General features: G+C 71.6%; 12 protein-coding genes. 7 read left to right on the forward strand and 5 right to left on the reverse strand.

The window, feature by feature from the left end:
• The first annotated feature begins 89 nt into the window (after positions 1-89).
• The 6 genes from mutS to O3139_RS00920 all read left to right on the forward strand — a co-directional run bounded on the left by mutS (position 90) and on the right by O3139_RS00920 (position 9,366).
• Positions 90-2,774 (forward strand): DNA mismatch repair protein MutS, encoded by a 2,685-nt coding sequence (gene mutS / locus O3139_RS00895; RefSeq protein ID WP_269515016.1) that lies wholly within the window; start codon positions 90-92, stop codon positions 2,772-2,774.
• Positions 2,771-5,443: a [protein-PII] uridylyltransferase gene (gene glnD / locus O3139_RS00900; protein WP_269515017.1), complete on the forward strand. Its 2,673-nt coding sequence runs from the start codon at positions 2,771-2,773 to the stop codon at positions 5,441-5,443. The genes mutS and glnD overlap by 4 nt, the downstream gene beginning before the upstream one ends.
• A gap of 48 nt (positions 5,444-5,491) precedes the next feature.
• Entirely contained in the window at positions 5,492-7,087 is a 1,596-nt protein-coding gene (gene murJ, locus O3139_RS00905; protein WP_269515018.1) for a murein biosynthesis integral membrane protein MurJ, read from the forward strand.
• Positions 7,087-8,133, forward strand: a complete 1,047-nt coding sequence (gene trpS, locus O3139_RS00910; protein WP_269515019.1) for a tryptophan--tRNA ligase — start codon at positions 7,087-7,089, stop codon at positions 8,131-8,133. The genes murJ and trpS overlap by 1 nt, the downstream gene beginning before the upstream one ends.
• A gap of 73 nt (positions 8,134-8,206) precedes the next feature.
• On the forward strand, positions 8,207-8,896 hold the full coding sequence (locus O3139_RS00915) for a GNAT family N-acetyltransferase (protein WP_269515020.1): 690 nt from the start codon (positions 8,207-8,209) through the stop codon (positions 8,894-8,896).
• 11 nt (positions 8,897-8,907) lie between these two features.
• On the forward strand, positions 8,908-9,366 hold the full coding sequence (locus tag O3139_RS00920; RefSeq protein WP_269515021.1) for an OsmC family protein: 459 nt from the start codon (positions 8,908-8,910) through the stop codon (positions 9,364-9,366).
• Positions 9,367-9,369: 3 nt separating this feature from the next.
• Here the strand turns inward: O3139_RS00920 and O3139_RS00925 are convergent, their stop codons facing one another.
• The 5 genes from O3139_RS00925 to rpe all read right to left on the reverse strand — a co-directional run bounded on the left by O3139_RS00925 (position 9,370) and on the right by rpe (position 15,382).
• Positions 9,370-10,128 carry a dienelactone hydrolase family protein gene (locus tag O3139_RS00925; protein ID WP_269515022.1) on the reverse strand — a complete coding sequence of 253 codons (759 nt, stop codon included), beginning with the start codon at positions 10,126-10,128 and terminating at the stop codon, positions 9,370-9,372.
• A 163-nt stretch (positions 10,129-10,291) separates the two neighbouring features.
• Positions 10,292-11,896 carry a bifunctional phosphoribosylaminoimidazolecarboxamide formyltransferase/IMP cyclohydrolase gene (purH, locus tag O3139_RS00930; protein ID WP_269515023.1) on the reverse strand — a complete coding sequence of 535 codons (1,605 nt, stop codon included), beginning with the start codon at positions 11,894-11,896 and terminating at the stop codon, positions 10,292-10,294.
• A gap of 89 nt (positions 11,897-11,985) precedes the next feature.
• Complete coding sequence (locus O3139_RS00935) at positions 11,986-12,855, reverse strand: oxygenase MpaB family protein (protein ID WP_269515024.1); 870 nt, start codon at positions 12,853-12,855, stop codon at positions 11,986-11,988.
• Complete coding sequence (locus O3139_RS00940; RefSeq protein ID WP_269515025.1) at positions 12,855-14,672, reverse strand: heparinase II/III family protein; 1,818 nt, start codon at positions 14,670-14,672, stop codon at positions 12,855-12,857. The genes O3139_RS00935 and O3139_RS00940 overlap by 1 nt, the downstream gene beginning before the upstream one ends.
• Positions 14,669-15,382 (reverse strand): ribulose-phosphate 3-epimerase, encoded by a 714-nt coding sequence (gene rpe / locus O3139_RS00945; RefSeq protein ID WP_420022330.1) that lies wholly within the window; start codon positions 15,380-15,382, stop codon positions 14,669-14,671. Before rpe ends, O3139_RS00940 begins: the two co-directional genes overlap by 4 nt.
• Positions 15,383-15,455: 73 nt before the next feature.
• On the opposite strand from rpe, the gene O3139_RS00950 reads away from it, so the two are divergent.
• The gene (locus tag O3139_RS00950) at positions 15,456-16,121 is read left to right on the forward strand and encodes a DUF4893 domain-containing protein (protein ID WP_269515026.1); all 666 of its coding nucleotides are present in this window, start codon (positions 15,456-15,458) and stop codon (positions 16,119-16,121) included.
• The last annotated feature ends 3 nt before the right edge of the window (positions 16,122-16,124 follow it).

Here is a 16,124-nt window from a genome sequence, read left to right on the forward strand (position 1 = left end):
CGCCTGCGCGGGGGTGAGGAAGCAAGCCCTCGAACGGGGGAGGATTCGCTTGAGCCGGGCCGTGCGATCCGTCACCCTGACGGCCGCCCATGAACGCCCCGCTCTCCCATCCGCCGAAGGTCGAAGCCCAGGACGGCGTCACGCCCGTCATGGCCCAGTTCCTGACGGCCAAGGCGTCGCAGCCGGATGCGATCCTGTTCTTCCGCATGGGCGATTTCTACGAGCTGTTCTTTCGGGACGCAGAGGTCGTGGCCGCCGCCGTCGGCATCACCCTGACCCGACGCGGCAAGCATCTGGGCGAGGACATCCCCATGTGCGGCATGCCGGTCCATGCCGCCGAGGGCTATATCGCCCGGCTGATCCGCCAGGGCTTCAAGGTCGCCATCTGCGAGCAGATGGAGGACCCGTCCGAGGCCAGGAAGCGCGGATCGAAAGCGGTCGTCCGGCGCGACATCGTGCGGGTGGTGACGCCGGGCACCCTGACCGAGGAATCCCTGCTGGATGCGCGCGGGGCCAACCGGCTGGCGGCCGTGGCGATCCGCAAGGGCCGGGCGGCCGTCGCGGTGGTCGAGCTGTCGGCCGGGGCGGTCGATTGCGTAGCCTGTGACATCGGCGACCTGGGCGCGACCCTGGCGGCGTTCCGGCCCAGCGAGGTGCTGGTCACGGACAAGGCCTTTTCCGATCCGGGGCTGAAGGGGGCGCTGGACGGGTCGGGCGGCGTGGTCCAGGCCCTGGCGTCGGCCGTGGCCGAACCGGTGGCGGCGGGCGGTCGGGTGGCGCGGCTCTACGGCGTCGCCTCGCTGGACGGGTTCGGAGCTTTCGAGGAGGCGGAGGTCTCGGCGCTCGGCCTGATCGCCGCCTATCTGGAGACGACCCAGGCGGGCCGGGTCCCGGCCCTGTCGCCCCCGCGCCGATCGGGGGATGCGGGGTTTCTCGCCATCGATCCGGCCACGCGGCTGAGCCTGGAAATCGACCGGACGCAGAGGGGCGAGCGCGAGGGATCGCTGCTGGCCTGCATCGACCGGACGGTGACCTCCGGCGGGGCACGGGCCCTGACCGAGCGGATCGCCCGACCCCTGCGGAATCCCGCCGAAATCAATCATGGACTCGATGCGGTCGAATGGCTGCTGGAGCGGCGGTCGCTGCGCCGCGACCTGCGTGACGGGCTGAAGGCGTCGGCCGACGTGGCGCGGGCCGTGTCGCGGCTGGCGCTGGGGCGGGGCGGACCGAGGGACCTGGCCGCCATCCGGGCGGGCCTGACCATCGCCGAGGCGCTGGCCGGGCTGTTCGCCGTCGCGCCGGACCCGCTGACCGGACCGCCCGCGCGCATCGCCCGCTGTCTCGATCGCCTGACCCTGTCGCCCGATCTGGCGCGGCTCAGGCTCGATCTCTCCGAAGGGCTGGCCGGGGAACCGCCGCATCTGGCGCGCGACGGAGGCTTCGTGAACCCGGGCTTCCGGCCCGAGCTGGACGCGGCCCGGACGCTCCGCGACGACAGCCGCCGGGTCGTCGCCGACCTCGAGGCCCGCGCGGTGGCCGAGAGCGGCGTGCCGTTCAAGGTGCGGCACAATGCGGTGCTGGGATATTTCCTCGAGACGACCGCGAAGCACGCCGAGCCGCTGTTCCGCGCCGGGCCGGAGAGCCCCTTCATCCACCGCCAGACCCTGGCGGCCCAGGTGCGGTTCACGACGGTCGAGCTGTCGGAACTGGACGCGAAGATCAGCCAGGCGGGCCACCGGGCCCTGGCTATGGAGGGCGAGACCTTCGAGCTCTGGCGCCGCACGGTGCAGGACCTGGCGCAACCGCTTCAGGCCGTGGCCGATGCCCTGGCCGAACTGGATGCGACGGCGGCCCTGGCCGAATGGGCAGAAGAGGTGGGGGCGGTGCGGCCCGTGGTGGACGACAGCCGCGTGTTTTCCGTCGAGGCCGGTCGCCACCCTGTCGTCGAGGCGGCGGTGAAGACGGCGGGCGATCCGTTCACGCCCAACGACTGCCGGCTGGATGGCGACGGGCAGGGCTGCGCGCGCCTGTCGATCGTCACCGGACCCAATATGGCGGGCAAGTCGACCTTCCTGCGCCAGAACGCCCTGCTGGTCGTCCTGGCGCAAGGGGGCTGTTTCGTGCCCGCGAAGGCGATGCGACTGGGCGTCGTCGACCGGCTGTTCAGCCGCGTCGGGGCGGGCGACGACCTGGCGCGCGGACGGTCCACCTTCATGATGGAGATGGTCGAGACCGCCGCCATCCTGACCCAGGCGACGCCGTCCAGCTTCATCGTTCTGGACGAGATCGGGCGCGGCACCGCGACCTATGACGGGCTGGCCATCGCCTGGGCCTGCGCCGAGGCCCTGCACGACGTGAACCGGTCCCGGACCCTGTTCGCCACCCATTACCACGAGCTGGCGCGGCTGGAGGAGCGGCTGGACCACGTCTGCAACCTGTCCATGCGGGCGCGCGAGTGGAACGGCGACCTCGTCTTCCTGCACGAGGCCGTGCCGGGGGCGGCGGACCGGTCCTACGGGGTGCAGGTGGCGAAACTGGCGGGCGTCCCTCCGGCCGTGGTGGCCAGGGCGCGCGCCGTACTGGACCGGCTGGAGAGCGAAAAGGCCGCGCAAGGGCGTCTCGACGACCTTCCGCTGTTCGCCGTCATGGAGCCGCCGCCCGCACCCCCGTCTTCGGCCGTCGATGACGCGGTGGCCGCGCTGGATCCCGATGCGATGAGCCCGCGCGAGGCGCTGGAGGCGCTCTATCGTCTGAAGGGTCTCAGCCGCCCGTGAGCGACACCCTCGATGCCCGCCTCGACGCCATCGTCTCCGGCCCGGGCGTCCGCCCGGCGGTCGCGGCGATCCTGAAGGCCCATTACGACGCGGCGCGCGAGAAGATCGCGACGAAACTGGCCAATGGCCTGCCGGGGGTCGAGGTCGCCCGCCTGTATGCCGCCGCCGCCGATGATCTGCTGGTCGCCCTGTGGCGGTTCACGACCGAGACCCTCTATCCGTCCCACAATCCGACCGAGGCCGAGAAGCTGAGCCTGATCGCGGTGGGCGGCTATGGCCGGGGTGTGCTGGCCCCCTTCTCCGACCTCGACCTGGTCTTCCTGCGGCCGTGGAAGACCACCGCCCGCACCGAGACGGTGGCGGAGTTCATGCTCTATGTCCTGTGGGACCTCGGCCTCAAGGTCGGGTCGGCGGCGCGGTCGGTGGAGGAGGCGCTGTCGCTGGCCCGCACCGACATGACCATCCGCACGGCCCTGCTGGAAGCGCGGCCGCTGGCGGGCGACGCAGCCCTGACCGAGACCTTCCTCTGGCGCTTCCGGGGCATGGTGACCAATGCCGATCCGCGGCCCTTCATCGCCGCCAAGATGGAGGAGCGCGACGGCCGCCACCAGAAGGCCGGGGCGACCCGCTACCGCGTCGAGCCCAACATCAAGGACGGCAAGGGCGGTATGCGCGACCTGAACGCCCTGTTCTGGATCGCCCGGTCGCTGGCCCCCGAAAGCCCGCTGGGGGCCCGGGTGCTGGACGAACTGCTGACCGCCCGCGAGCGCCGGACCTTCGAGGAGGCGTTCGACTTCCTGTGGCGGGTGCGGTGCCATCTGCATCTGGCGGCGGGGCGGGCGGAGGAGAAGCTGACCTTCGACCTGCAGCCCGAGGTCGCGCGCCGCATGGGCTGGCGCGGGCGCGGCGACGAGCCGGCGGTCGAGCGGTTCATGCGCCGATACTTCCTGGTCGCCCGCGACGTCGGGGCCCTGACCCGGGCGATGAGCGCGACGCTGGAGGCCCGCCAGCAGAAGAAGACCCTGACCCTGTCGCGCCTGATCCCGGGGCGAAAGCGGAACCTGGGCGTGCCCGGCTTCATCGAGGATGGGGGACGTCTTTCGGTCACGGGGCCGGAGGTCTTCGCCGAGGACCCGGTCCGGCTGCTGACGCTGTTCGTAACGGCCGACCAGCACGATCTGGACGTCCATCCCCACGCCTTCTCGGCCGTGACCCGGTCGCTGTCGCTGGTGACGCCCCGGCTGCGGCGCGATCAGCGCGCGACGGCCGCCCTGCTGCACGTCCTGGCCCACGGTCAGAGACCCTATCGCGTCCTGACCCTGATGAACGAGGCGGGGCTGCTGGGCCGGTTCCTGCCGGAGTGGGGCCGGATCGTCGGCCAGACCCAGTTCAACATGTACCACGCCTATACGGTCGACGAGCACACGCTGCAGGCCATCGGCATCATCAACGACATCCAGCGCGGCAAGCTGAAGGACGACCACCCCCTGGCCACCGAGGTGATCCATCTGATCGCCGACCCCGAGGCCCTGATGCTGGCCATGCTGCTGCACGATGTCGGCAAGGGCGGCGAGCGCGGCCAGCTGGAGGACGGGGCCATCGCCGCGCGCCGGGCCTGCGAACGGCTGGGGATCGAGACCCGACGGATCGAGATCGTCGTCTGGCTGGTGCGCCATCACCTGGCCCTGTCGGACTATGCCCAGAAGCGCGACCTCTCCGACCCCGCGACGGTACAGGCCTTTGCCGAGATCGTCGGCGATCCGGAACGGCTGCGGATGCTGCTGGTCCTGACCGTGGCCGACATCCGCGCGGTCGGCCCCGGCGTCTGGAACAGCTGGAAGGGCCAGCTGATGCGCACCCTGTACGGCCGGGTCGAGGCCCTGTTCCGGGGCGAGGACGCGGTCGGGGCCGATCCCCTGGCCGACCATGCCGCTCTGGTCGCCCGCGCCTGCATCAGCGGCGCGGCGGCCGAGGCGCGTCAAGGACCGGGCACCATGGAGGCGACGACCGAGATCGCGCTCGCCGCCCGCGACCGTCCCGGCCTGTTCGCCGACCTGACCGCCGTTCTCGCCGCCGCCGGGGCCGACGTGGCCGGGGCCCGGGTCACGACCGCCGCCGACGGCACGGTGCTGGACGTGTTCCAGGTCCAGGACGGGGCCGACCGCCCCTATGGCCAGGACGAGCCGCGCCGCCTGACCTCCCTGATCGCGGCGCTGGAGGCGGCGGCGCGCGGCGAGACGCCGGTGGCCCCACCCGCCATGCCCGCCCCCTCGCCACGCCGCGCCGTCTTCGACGTCCGCCCCGTGGTCATGATCGACCCCGCCGCCAGCGAGGGGGCCACGGTGATCGAGGTCTCCGGCGCCGACCGGCCGGGCCTGCTGGCCGAGCTGTCGCGCACCCTGTCGGACCACGCCCTGTCGATCCGCTCGGCCCATGTCGCCGGCTTCGGCGAGCGGGCCGTCGACAGCTTCTATGTGACCGATGCGAAGGGCCGGAAGATCACCTCCGAAGCCGTGCTGGACGAGGTCCACGCGGCGCTGGAGGCCGTGCTGGACCGCGCGCCCGAGCCGCCCCAGGGCCGTCGCATTACCGCCGCCCGCGCCAGCGCCCGCGACGTCTCGGATCTGAGGCCTCGCAAGGCCATTTCGCCCCGGGCGGAACCGCGCTAAGCGCAAACATCTCCCCGCGAGCCTGTCTTTCCGAATGAGCGTCCGTCCATGAGCCTGGCCCGCAACACGCTCGTTCAGGCGACCCTGACGCTCGGCAGCCGCCTTCTGGGCTTCGCGCGCGACCTGGTCCTTTCGGCCCGCTTCGGCCAGGGGCCGATGATGGACGCCTTCACCACGGCGCTGATGCTGCCCAACATGTTCCGCCGTCTGTTCGCGGAAGGGGCCTTCGCCCAGGCCTTCGTGCCGATCTATGGCGGCGTGCGGGCGCGCGACGGCGAGGAAGCGGCGGCCGTGACGGCGTCGGAGGCGCTGAGCTTCATGTTCGCGGTCGTGGCCGGGTTCTGCATCCTTTTGCAGGTCGCCATGCCGTGGATCATGCCGTTGCTGCTGTCGGCCTGGAAGGACGACAGCGGGGTGATGTTCGCGGCCACCACCGCCGCCCAGCTGACCATGCCCTATCTGGCCTGCATGACCATCGCGTCCCTGCTGTCGGGCGTCCTGAACACCTCGGGCCGGTTCGCCCTGTCGGCGGGCGTGCCGGTGTTTCTGAACCTCTGCACCCTCGTGCCGCTGGTAGCCCCCAGCTTTCTGCCGATGAGCCAGCCGACCACCCTGCTGGCCACCTCCGCCGCCGTCACCGTCTCCGGCGTGATCCAGGCGGGCCTCTTGTGGTGGGGCGTGCGTCGGCTCGGCATCCGGCTGAGCCTGTCCTGGCCGCGCCTGACGGCGGGCGTGGCGCGGACGCTGAAACTGGCCATTCCCGGCGTCCTGGCGGGCGGCGCCCTGCAGCTGAACTCGGTCGTCAGCCAGCTGCTGACCGGGTCGAACGAAGGGGCCCGCTCGGTGCTCTACAACGCCGATCGCCTGTACCAGCTGCCGCTCGGTCTCGTCGGCGTCGCCATCGGCCTCGCGCTCGTGCCGCGCCTGACCCGGGCCTTCGTCAGCGGCGACCACGAGGGCGGGCGCCGCACGCTGGACGACGGCATCACCCTGTCGATGGCCTTCACCCTGCCGGCCGCCGTGGCCCTGTTCGTCATCCCCTTCTTCATCATCGATGCGACCGTGACCCGGCTGGCCTTCACCAGCGCCGACGCGGCCCGCACGGCCGATGTGCTGCGCCAGTTCGCCTGGGGGGTGCCTGCCTTCGTCCTCGCCAAGGTCCTGACCCCGCCCTTCTTCGCGCGCGAGGACACGCGTCGGCCGATGATCTTCGCCGTCATCTCGGTCGTGGTGACGGTCGCCCTGGGGTCGGGCCTGTTCTTCTGGTTCAGCCGGACCGGGGTGGACGGTGTTCTGGGTCTGGCCATCGCCACCTCCGTCTCGGCCTGGATCAATGTCGCCCTTCTGGGCGGCACCCTGATCCGCGAGGGCGTCTGGGCCCCCTCGGCGCGGTTCGTCGGGCGGTTCTCGCGAGTCCTGGCCGCCAGTGCCGTCATGGCCGCCCTCCTGATCCCCGCCAGCGTCTTCTATCGCGACCTCAGCCGGATCTTCCTCGCCAAGGAGATTGCGGTGATCGCAGTCGTCGGCGCGGGCGCTCTGGTGTATGGCGTCTGCATCGTGCTTTTCCGCGCCGTCAGCGTCTCCGAATTGAAGGCGACGTTGAAGCGTGAACCCGGAGCGCCCGCTTCGACCGGACTGGATTGATGACCGACGCCGCCCCGACCGACACACCCGCCTACGCCGGCCCGCGCCGCATCCTGTCCGGCATCCAGGCCTCGGGCGCCCTGCACCTGGGCAACTATCTGGGCGCGCTGAAGCGGTTCACGGCGCTGCAGGACAGTGGCGCGCCCTGTTTCCTGTTCGTGGCCGACCTGCACGCCATCACCGTCTGGCAGGACCCGGCCCTGCTGGCGGCCCAGACGCGCGAGATCGCGGCCGCCTATATCGCCTCGGGCCTCGATCCCGCCAGATCGACCATCTTCCCGCAGTCCGCCGTGCGGGCCCATTCGGAACTGGCCTGGATCCTCAACTGCGTCGCCCGCCTCGGCTGGCTGGACCGGATGACCCAGTTCAAGGAGAAGTCCGGCAAGCACAAGGAGCGGTCCTCGGTCGGCCTCTATACCTATCCCGTGCTCCAGGCGGCCGACATCCTGCTCTACAAGGCCACCGAGGTGCCGGTGGGCGAGGACCAGAAGCAGCATCTGGAACTGACCCGCGACATCGCCGCCAAGTTCAACACCGACTTCAGTGCGCCGGGCTTCTTCCCCCTGCCCGAGCCCCTGATCCAGGGCCCGGCGACCCGGGTCATGTCCCTGCGCGACGGGGCGGCCAAGATGTCCAAGTCCGACCCCTCGGACCAGAGCCGCATCAACCTGACCGACGACGCCGACACCATCGCGGCCAAGATTCGCAAGTCCAAGACCGACATGGGCGTGATGCCCGCGCCGGGCGAAAGCCTCGACGACCGCCCCGAGGTCAAGAACCTGATCGCCATCTATGCCGCCCTGTCCGACCAGACGCGTGACGAGGTGATCGCCCGGTTCGCGGGTCAGGGCTTCGGGGCCTTCAAGCCCGCCCTAGCCGATCTGGCCGTCTCATCACTGGCGCCCGTCACGGCCGAGATGCGCCGCCTGATGGACGACCCGGCCGAGATCGACCGTGTCCTGAAGGACGGAACCGAACGCGCCGCCGCCATCGCCGATCCGGTGGTGGACGAGGTCAAGCAAATCGTCGGCTTCTGGAGGGGCTGAAACGTCGCGGCTTCCGGACGCGACGGCCTGACGGCGGCTGACGAACCCGGGGCGACGGCGTAGACGCAAGATCATGCCCCACCCCCTCGACCGCGCCGTCTGGAACGCCCTGAACACCCGTCTGGCCGGTTTCGTCACGCCGGATTCCGACACTCGCGCAGTGCGGATCGACCCGGAGGTGGGCGTCTTCCTGTGCGGTGCCGATGCCACGCCAGAGAGCCTCGCCGCCATGGCCGATCTGGCCCGGCGGTATCCCGGCGCGGGGATCATCGAAAGGACCGGCGGCCCGATGGCCGCGCCCGATCTGCCGGACATCGAGGTCGTCGACCGCATTCCCCTGGTGCAGATGGTCGCCACCGCCCTGACGCCGGGCGGTCCCGACCCGGTTTTCGAGACCCTGACCGAGGCCGATGCGCCGGACATGCTGGCCCTGGCGACCCTGACGAAGCCGGGTCCGTTCCGGTCGGCGACGCGGCGGCTGGGGCCGTTCATCGGGATCCGGTCGGCGGGGCGGCTGGTGGCCATGGCCGGGCGGCGGATGCGGGTCGACGGCTTCACCGAGCTGAGCGGCGTCTGCACCCATCCCGACTGGCGCGGCCGGGGCCATGCGGCGGCCCTGTCGCGCGCCGTGGCCGGAGAGATCCTGGCGGCGGGCGAGGGCGTCTTCCTGCACGCCTTCGCCGAACATCCCGCCACCATCGCCTTCTACCGGTCGCTGGGCTTCGAGGTCCGGGCGGAGATGACCTATACCATCCTGCGCTGAGGGAGGCCGCCATGAGCGAACACGTCGCCACCATCGAATGGAGCCGGGGCGATCAGGCCTTTGCCGACAACCGCTATTCGCGCGGCCACGACTGGCGCTTCGACGGCGGGGCGGTGGTGCGGGGGTCTTCGGCCCCGACCAGCGTCCCCCTGCCGATGTCGGACCCCGCCGCCGTCGATCCGGAGGAGGCGTTCGTCGCGGCGCTCTCGAGCTGCCACATGCTGTTCTTCCTCGCCTTCGCGGCGAAGGCCGGGTTCGTGGTCGACCGCTACCGCGATGCGGCGGTGGGCGTGCTGGGCCGCGATGACCGTGGCAGGACGTCGATGACGGTCGTGACCCTTCGCCCGGAGGTCGCCTTCGCAGGCGTAGCGCCCGATGCGGAGACGGTATCGGACCTGCACCACCGCGCGCACGAGGCCTGCTACATCGCCAATTCGGTCAGGACCGGGGTTCGCGTCGAGCCGGTCTGAGGCTCAGCCCACCGGCGGTGCGACCGCCGTGTCCTCCAGCAGGGCGACGAAGCGGCGGATGGCCTCCTGCGTCAGGTCGGGGTCGTATCGCATCGGCAGGGCGGTCATCGGCTCGTCGAAGCTGTGGGTGCCGTCGGCGATCCAGGTCTCGATGTCGGTGCCACAGTTCCGGACCATGGCGTGCACCCGTTCGGCATTGCGCACGGTCGTCAGGTGATCCTTCGCCGAGATCACCGCCAGGGTCTTCGGACAATGCTTCCAGGGCCGCATCCGGTTCAGGGCGGCGATGCCGACATAGGGGTAGGCCAGATAGGTGGCCTGAACCCCGTCCAGCGACACGGCACCCGGATCGGCCACGCCCAGCGACGGACCCGACCGGTCGGCGCTCATCGCCTCCATGATGCCCCAGCCCCCGTGGCTCCAGCCCGCCAGCACCAGTTTCGCGCCATCGACGTCGGGCCTTTGCGACACGCCCTGGATCGTCGCCAGGATGTCCCCCGCCCGCTCGTGCCCGCGCAGCAACAGGCCGGTGCAGACGGTGGCCATGGCGAACTGACGGCTCCAGCCGCGCGGCGCATAGGAATCCACGATCACCGCCCGCCACCCCGCAGCCTTCGCCGCCGCCGCATACATCGGCAGATGCCCCCTCAGCCCACCGCAGCCGTGGAACAGCAGCGCCGTCGGCCGGGGCCGGTCGTCGTCCGGACCGACGACGGTGGTAAAGGGCAGAAGCCTGGCCCAGCGGGCGGATAGGGTGTCCATATGCGTATCCTTAGTCTCCTCCCCGTCGCGGAGCGATGGGGAGGTGGATCCGTAGCGAAGCGGAGGAGACGGAGGGGTTCTGGGTGCACGCAGACCCCCTCCGTCAGCTCGCAGGAGCTCGCTGCCACCTCCCCATTCGCTGCGCGAACAGGGAGGAGACAGATTAATGCCGGAACACCCGCACGCCCGTGAAGGCCATGGCGATGCCCTGGGCGTCGGCCGCGGCGATGACCTCCTCGTCGCGCAGGGAGCCGCCGGGCTGGATCACCGAGGTGGCACCGGCGGCGACGGCTTCCAGCAGGCCGTCGGCAAAGGGGAAGAAGGCCTCGGACGCGCAGGCCGACCCCTGGGCCAGCGAATGGGCCAGACCCTTGGCCTCCCCGGCCTCGCGGGCGCGGATGGCGGCGATGCGGGCGCTGTCGCGGCGGTTCATCTGGCCCGCGCCGATGCCGGCGGTCTGGCCGTCCTTCGCATAGACGATGGCGTTGGACTTGACGTGCTTGGCCACGGTGAAGGCGAACAGCATGTCCTCGATCTCCTGCGGCGTCGGCGGACGGCGGGTGACGATCTTCAGGTCCGACGGCCGGATCAGGCTGCGGTCGCGGCTCTGGACGAGGAAGCCGCCGGCGACGCTGCGGAACACCTCGCCCGGACCGTGCGGGTCGGGCAGGCCGTCGGTGATCAGCAGGCGCAGGTTCTTCTTGCCTGCGAAGACGGCCCTGGCCTCTTCGTCGGCGCCCGGGGCGATGACCACCTCGGTGAAGATGTCGGTGATGGCGCGCGCGTCCGCCCCGTTCAGCGGCCGGTTGACGGCGATCACCCCGCCGAAGGCCGAGACGGCGTCGCATTCCAGGGCCCGGGCATAGGCTTCGGACAGATCCTTGCCGATCGCCACGCCGCAGGGGTTGGCGTGTTTGACGATCACGCAGGCCGGGGCCGCGAACTCGGCGACCAGCTCATAGGCGGCGTCGGCGTCGGCGATGTTGTTGTAGCCCAGTTCCTTGCCCTGGATCTGGGTCGCGTGGGCGACGCCGGGGCGCGCCTCGCCGGTGCGGTAGAAGGCCCCCGTCTGGTGCGGGTTCTCGCCATAGCGCAGGGTCTGGGCCAGCGATCCGGCGATCGACTTGCGGGCGGGGGCGGCGTCCTCCAGCTGGCCGGCGAACCAGCCGGAGACGGCGGCGTCATAGGCGGCGGTGCGGGCGAAGGCGCGGGCCGCCAGCCGCTTGCGCAGGGCCAGCGAGGTCGTGCCGTCGGCCTTCAGGGCGTCGACGATCTCGCCGATCGAGGCCGCGTCCACGGCCACGGCGACATAGCCGTGGTTCTTGGAGCCCGAGCGGATCATGGCCGGGCCGCCGATGTCGATGTTCTCGATCACGGCGTCGAAACCGGCCCCGGACGCAACCGTTGATTCGAACGGATACAGGTCGATCCAGACGATATCGATCGGGCCGATGCCGTGCTCGTCCATCGCCGCCTTGTGATCCTGCGCATCGCGCACGCCCAGCAGGCCGCCGTGGACGATCGGATGCAGGGTCTTGACCCGGCCGTCCATCATCTCCGGGAAGCCGGTCAGGTCGGCCACGTCCTTCACCGGCAGGCCGAACCCCGCGATGGCCGCGCGGGTGCCGCCAGTCGAGACCAGTTCCACCCCCGCCGCGTGCAGGACGCGGGCCACGTCCTCCAGCCCGGCCTTGTCCGAGAGCGAAATCAGGGCGCGGACGGGTCTGACGGCGTCGGGCGCGGGCGGAAAATCGGGAGCGGCGGGCATGGGGCGGTCCTGGGAGGGCGGTCTGGCGGGAGAGGCGTGGGACGCGCGGCCCTTAGCACCCGTCGCCGCGCCGCGTCACCCCGAGGCCTTCAGGAAGATGGCGCATCCGCCGCCCGCACCCCGGCGAAGGTCCAGCGCAGGGTCCTGGCCAGCCCCATTGTCCCGGCGCGCACCAGGGGCCGCGTCAGGACCGGGGCCGACAGGCCGTGCATCCGCCGCGCCCAGACGGGCAGCAGCTCGACCCCCGCCTGCAGCGTCATGGTCTGGATCGGGGCGGTGGCCGGGCTGGACGGGGGCTGGCTCAGCACCAGACGGGCCACCTCGCGGGTGCGGTCGTCGACGCGCAGCTGCGGCCGCATCCGGTCGATCAGGCGGCGCGCCTCAAGCTTGCTGCGAGGCAGGGGATCGGCCCCCAGCATGGCCCCCATGGTCGCCATCTCGACGAAATACCGGTCCTGATCGGCCGCCGACATGTCCGGCTCGCCGTAGCGGATCCAGCCGTGCAGGAAGCTCCAGCACTCCGTCACATGGACCCAGGCCAGCAGCTCGGGATCGGAGACGCGATAGGCCTCGCCCGACGGCAGGGTCCCGCCCAGATGGCTGTGGATGGTCCGCACCCGCTCGATGGCCCGGGTCGCCTCTTCCGGCCCGCCATAGGTGGTCATGGCGATGAAGCGGGCGGTTCGCCTGAGCCGCCCGTGCATGTCGGCGCGGAAGTTGGAGTGGTCCCAGACCCCCGCCAGCACCTTGGGATGCAGCATCTGCAGCAGCAGGCCCGAGACCCCGCCGACCAGCATGCCGACCACGTCGCCATGGACCCGCCAGGCGACGGACTCCGGCCCGAACAGCCCGTCGGGGCGACGCACGATCGGCGTCTCCCCCCGGCTCGGGTCATTGAACATGGCCACCACCTGGCGCGCGATGGCCCGCTGGGTCCGAAGGGCCAGCGGCGCGCGCATCAGGCCGGATCGCCGGCGGCCCCGGCGGGCGAAAGCTTCCAGCGGATCTTGGTTTCCGCATCCGTCCGGGCCGATCCGCGCACCACGACCTGCAGGGACCGCCGCGTCAGCCCGTCCTCGACATGGACCGAAGGCTCGATGGCGACGTCCGGTCCGTCGGTCCGGAACCACCAGCCCCGCCCCGAATGGCCGCGCAGCAGGATGGAGCGCCGGTCGCGCGCCAGCGACGCCTGCGCCCCCGGCTCCAGATGGAACCGCACCGCATAGGGGGCGGCGATGGCCCGCACGATGTCGCGGTGATCGGGCGACGGATGCAGCCGCTCCTCGGCCCGCAGCTCGTCCAGCCTCTGGTCCAGATACAGGCGGCGCTGGTGCAGCAGTCCGTACTGGACGGCCCAGGCGTCGTGCTCGACCTCCAGCCATACGGCCCCGTCGCCGTCGCGCTGTTCGGTGCTGCAGTTGTAGGGGCGTCCGAACAGGCGGGGCCCCAGAAGCTCGCCCTTCCAGCCCCCCAGGGGTTCGGCGAACGACTGCTCGCCCAGGGTCAGGGTCGAATGGCCGGGGGCCAGCCGCAGGCCCTGCCGGTCGGCCGCGCGGGGGGTCCAGCCGCAGCCGGTGATCAGCCGGTCGCGGCCGCAGACGATCTCCAGCGCCAGGGGCTGGGCGCAGGCAGTCTCGGACCAGGCCCCCTTTCCGGGCGACCCCGCGTCGGCGACGATGGTCAGCAGTGGCGAGCGGATGCGCGTCAGGCCGCCGACGGTTCCGGCCACGCCTCCGGGCGCCTGGGCATGGTCGTCATGGGCGCGCGCCGCCGCGACGCGTGCCGGCGTGGAGGCACCGCCGCCCTGGAAGGCGGCCAGACGCCCATCCGGCAGGGTCTGCAGCCGCAGCGCCGTGGTCAGACGCATGATCGCCCCGGCCATGGCCTCGGGCACAGGCTCCGACAGCTGCGACAGGGCGTCGTTCAGGCTGAGGAGGTCCAGCAAGAGCTCCAGTCCGGCCTCGGGACTGCGCGAGGCATGGCTGCCATCCCCGAACACGGTGACGCGCAGGGCCCCCGTCAGCCGCGCCAGCGCCGTGCGCCGGATGCGAGCCCCCGACGGCCCCGCCAGAACGCAGCCCGCCAGGGCGGCTGCGACCAGCCGTTCGGCCCTGCCCGCCTGTCCGCCGGGCGGTCGCAGCAACTGACGCGCCTGACGGCCAAGAACGTCGGCCAGCCTCAGCCGGTCGGCCTCGGACGCCACCGCCCCCATCCGCCGGGCCGCACAGGCCAGGTTGAAGGCCCGCCGCGCCAGAATCTGGGGGTCCCAGGCGAAGGGCGACCAGCGCGCGAAGGCCTCGGACCAGATCAGGGTCAGCCGCACGGCCTCGCGCGCCCCGCGATCCTCGTTCAGCATCAGCGACGGCAGCCAGGCGAAGGCGTGCAGGTCGGTGGCGAAGGCCCTGGACGGACTGGGCCGGTTGAACGGATCGGCCGGGGCCTCCGCGTCCAGATTGGTCCCCGCCAGATGGAAGCGTCCGCCCAGGATCGCCTTGCCCAGGGCGGGCTCGGCCGGACGAAAATCGCGCGGCGTGGCGGCAAAGGCCACGGCCTTTCCGGCCGCCAGCGTCATGGCATAGCCGGGCAGGCCATACAGCTCGATCCACATCTGGCGCGTCAGCAGGCGCCCGACGATCGCGGGCCACAGCGTCGGGCCGGTCTGGGCCCCCGAGGTCCGCACCGGCGTGCGCATCGGCGCGCCCCTGAGGCCGGGGATGGTGCCTTCGCCGACGCCCGGCGACGCGGCCCGCTCGGCAGGGGGCCTGACCGGGTTCATGCGGCCTTCAGCGCGGCGATGTTGGCGGCATAGGCGTCCGGCCCGCCCCTGAACACGGCGGTCCCGGCCACCAGGGCGTCGGCCCCGGCGGCGACACAGGCCCCGGCATTGGCCGCCGTCACCCCGCCGTCGACCTGCAGGTGCGCTTTCGACCCGGCGGCATCCAGCATCGCCCGGGTCCGTTCGATCTTCTTCAGGGTCGAACCGATGAAGGACTGACCGCCGAAGCCCGGATTGACCGACATCAGCAGCACCAGATCGACCAGATCGATCACCTCCTGCAGCACGTCCAGCGGCGTCCCGGGGTTCAGCACCACCCCGGCCTTCGCCCCCAGCTGGCGGATGCGGCCCAGCGTCCGGTGCAGGTGCGGCCCGCTTTCGGGATGGACGGTCAGGATGTCGGCCCCGGCCTCGCGATAGGCCTCCAGCCACGGATCGACCGGCGCGACCATCAGGTGGACGTCGAACGGCAGGGTGGTGTGGGGGCGCAGCGCCTTCACCACGTCCGGGCCGAGGGTGATATTGGGCACGAAATGGCCGTCCATCACATCGACATGGACCCAGTCGGCCCCCGCCGCCTCGATCGCGGCGACCTCCGCGCCCAGTTTGGCGAAGTCCGAGGCCAGGATGGACGGGCAGATCAGGGGCGTTGTCGGCATGGTCAGGGGATAGGCCCGGAGCGCGACAGGGGCAAGCGCGGAGGATCGCATCGCGTGACCCGCTTGACGCGGCGGCCCCGCTGGGGCTCCGTCCGCGACGTTGGTGCCGCCCCCCGGAGTGTCCATGCGTCCTTCCCGTCTCTGCAGCCTGATGGTGCCGCTGATCCTGGCCGCCTGCGCCGCCACGCCACCGCCTCCTCCGCCGCCCCCCCTGCCGGCCACCACGGCGTCCGGCAGCGTCAACAGCGGGGCGCTGCGCGACTGGCGCGGCATCGTCCGTTCGGCCGACCGCGACCGCTATGCCCGCCGGGACGCGGCCTGGCAGCTGGCACTGGAACAGGCGCGTCGCCAGACCGGCTCGGGCGACCTGCGTTCGCTCGGCGACCTGATCGATCCGGGCGCGGCTCGCCGGGGCGTCACCCCGCCCGTGGGCGCGTATCGCTGCCGGACGGTCAAGCTGGGCTCCCAGGGCGGAGAGCAGGGGCTGGGCTATGTCGTCTACGACTGGTTCGCCTGCCGCATCGAGGCCACGCCGCGGGGCCTGAAATTCTCCAAGACCACGGGATCGCAGCGTCCGTCCGGCCTGCTGTTCCCCGAAGACGACCGGCAGATGGTCATGCTGGGGTCCCTGGCCCTGGCCGCCGAACCGCCGGCCAATTCCTATGGCCAGCGGCCGGATCGCGATCTGATCGCGGTGCTGGAACGCATCGGCGAGGCGCGCTGGCGGCTGGTCATCCCCTGGCCCCAGAGCGAATCCAATCTCGACCTGATCGAACTGGTCCCGGCCTGAGCG

Source organism: Brevundimonas subvibrioides (genome assembly GCF_027271155.1).
GTDB classification, from domain to species: domain Bacteria; phylum Pseudomonadota; class Alphaproteobacteria; order Caulobacterales; family Caulobacteraceae; genus Brevundimonas; species Brevundimonas subvibrioides_D.

What these genes read in the sequence shown, in the direction of transcription:
- trpS (WP_269515019.1), top strand. Translation starts at nt 7,087, where the DNA reads ATGACCGACGCCGCCCCGACCGACACACCCGCCTACGCCGGCCCGCGC.
- purH (WP_269515023.1), bottom strand. Translation starts at nt 11,896, where the DNA reads ATGCCCGCCGCTCCCGATTTTCCGCCCGCGCCCGACGCCGTCAGACCC.
- O3139_RS00915 (WP_269515020.1), top strand. Translation starts at nt 8,207, where the DNA reads ATGCCCCACCCCCTCGACCGCGCCGTCTGGAACGCCCTGAACACCCGT.
- O3139_RS00920 (WP_269515021.1), top strand. Translation starts at nt 8,908, where the DNA reads ATGAGCGAACACGTCGCCACCATCGAATGGAGCCGGGGCGATCAGGCC.
- O3139_RS00950 (WP_269515026.1), top strand. Translation starts at nt 15,456, where the DNA reads ATGCGTCCTTCCCGTCTCTGCAGCCTGATGGTGCCGCTGATCCTGGCC.
- O3139_RS00935 (WP_269515024.1), bottom strand. Translation starts at nt 12,855, where the DNA reads ATGCGCGCGCCGCTGGCCCTTCGGACCCAGCGGGCCATCGCGCGCCAG.
- O3139_RS00925 (WP_269515022.1), bottom strand. Translation starts at nt 10,128, where the DNA reads ATGGACACCCTATCCGCCCGCTGGGCCAGGCTTCTGCCCTTTACCACC.
- mutS (WP_269515016.1), top strand. Translation starts at nt 90, where the DNA reads ATGAACGCCCCGCTCTCCCATCCGCCGAAGGTCGAAGCCCAGGACGGC.
- murJ (WP_269515018.1), top strand. Translation starts at nt 5,492, where the DNA reads ATGAGCCTGGCCCGCAACACGCTCGTTCAGGCGACCCTGACGCTCGGC.
- O3139_RS00940 (WP_269515025.1), bottom strand. Translation starts at nt 14,672, where the DNA reads ATGAACCCGGTCAGGCCCCCTGCCGAGCGGGCCGCGTCGCCGGGCGTC.
- rpe (WP_420022330.1), bottom strand. Translation starts at nt 15,382, where the DNA reads ATGCGATCCTCCGCGCTTGCCCCTGTCGCGCTCCGGGCCTATCCCCTG.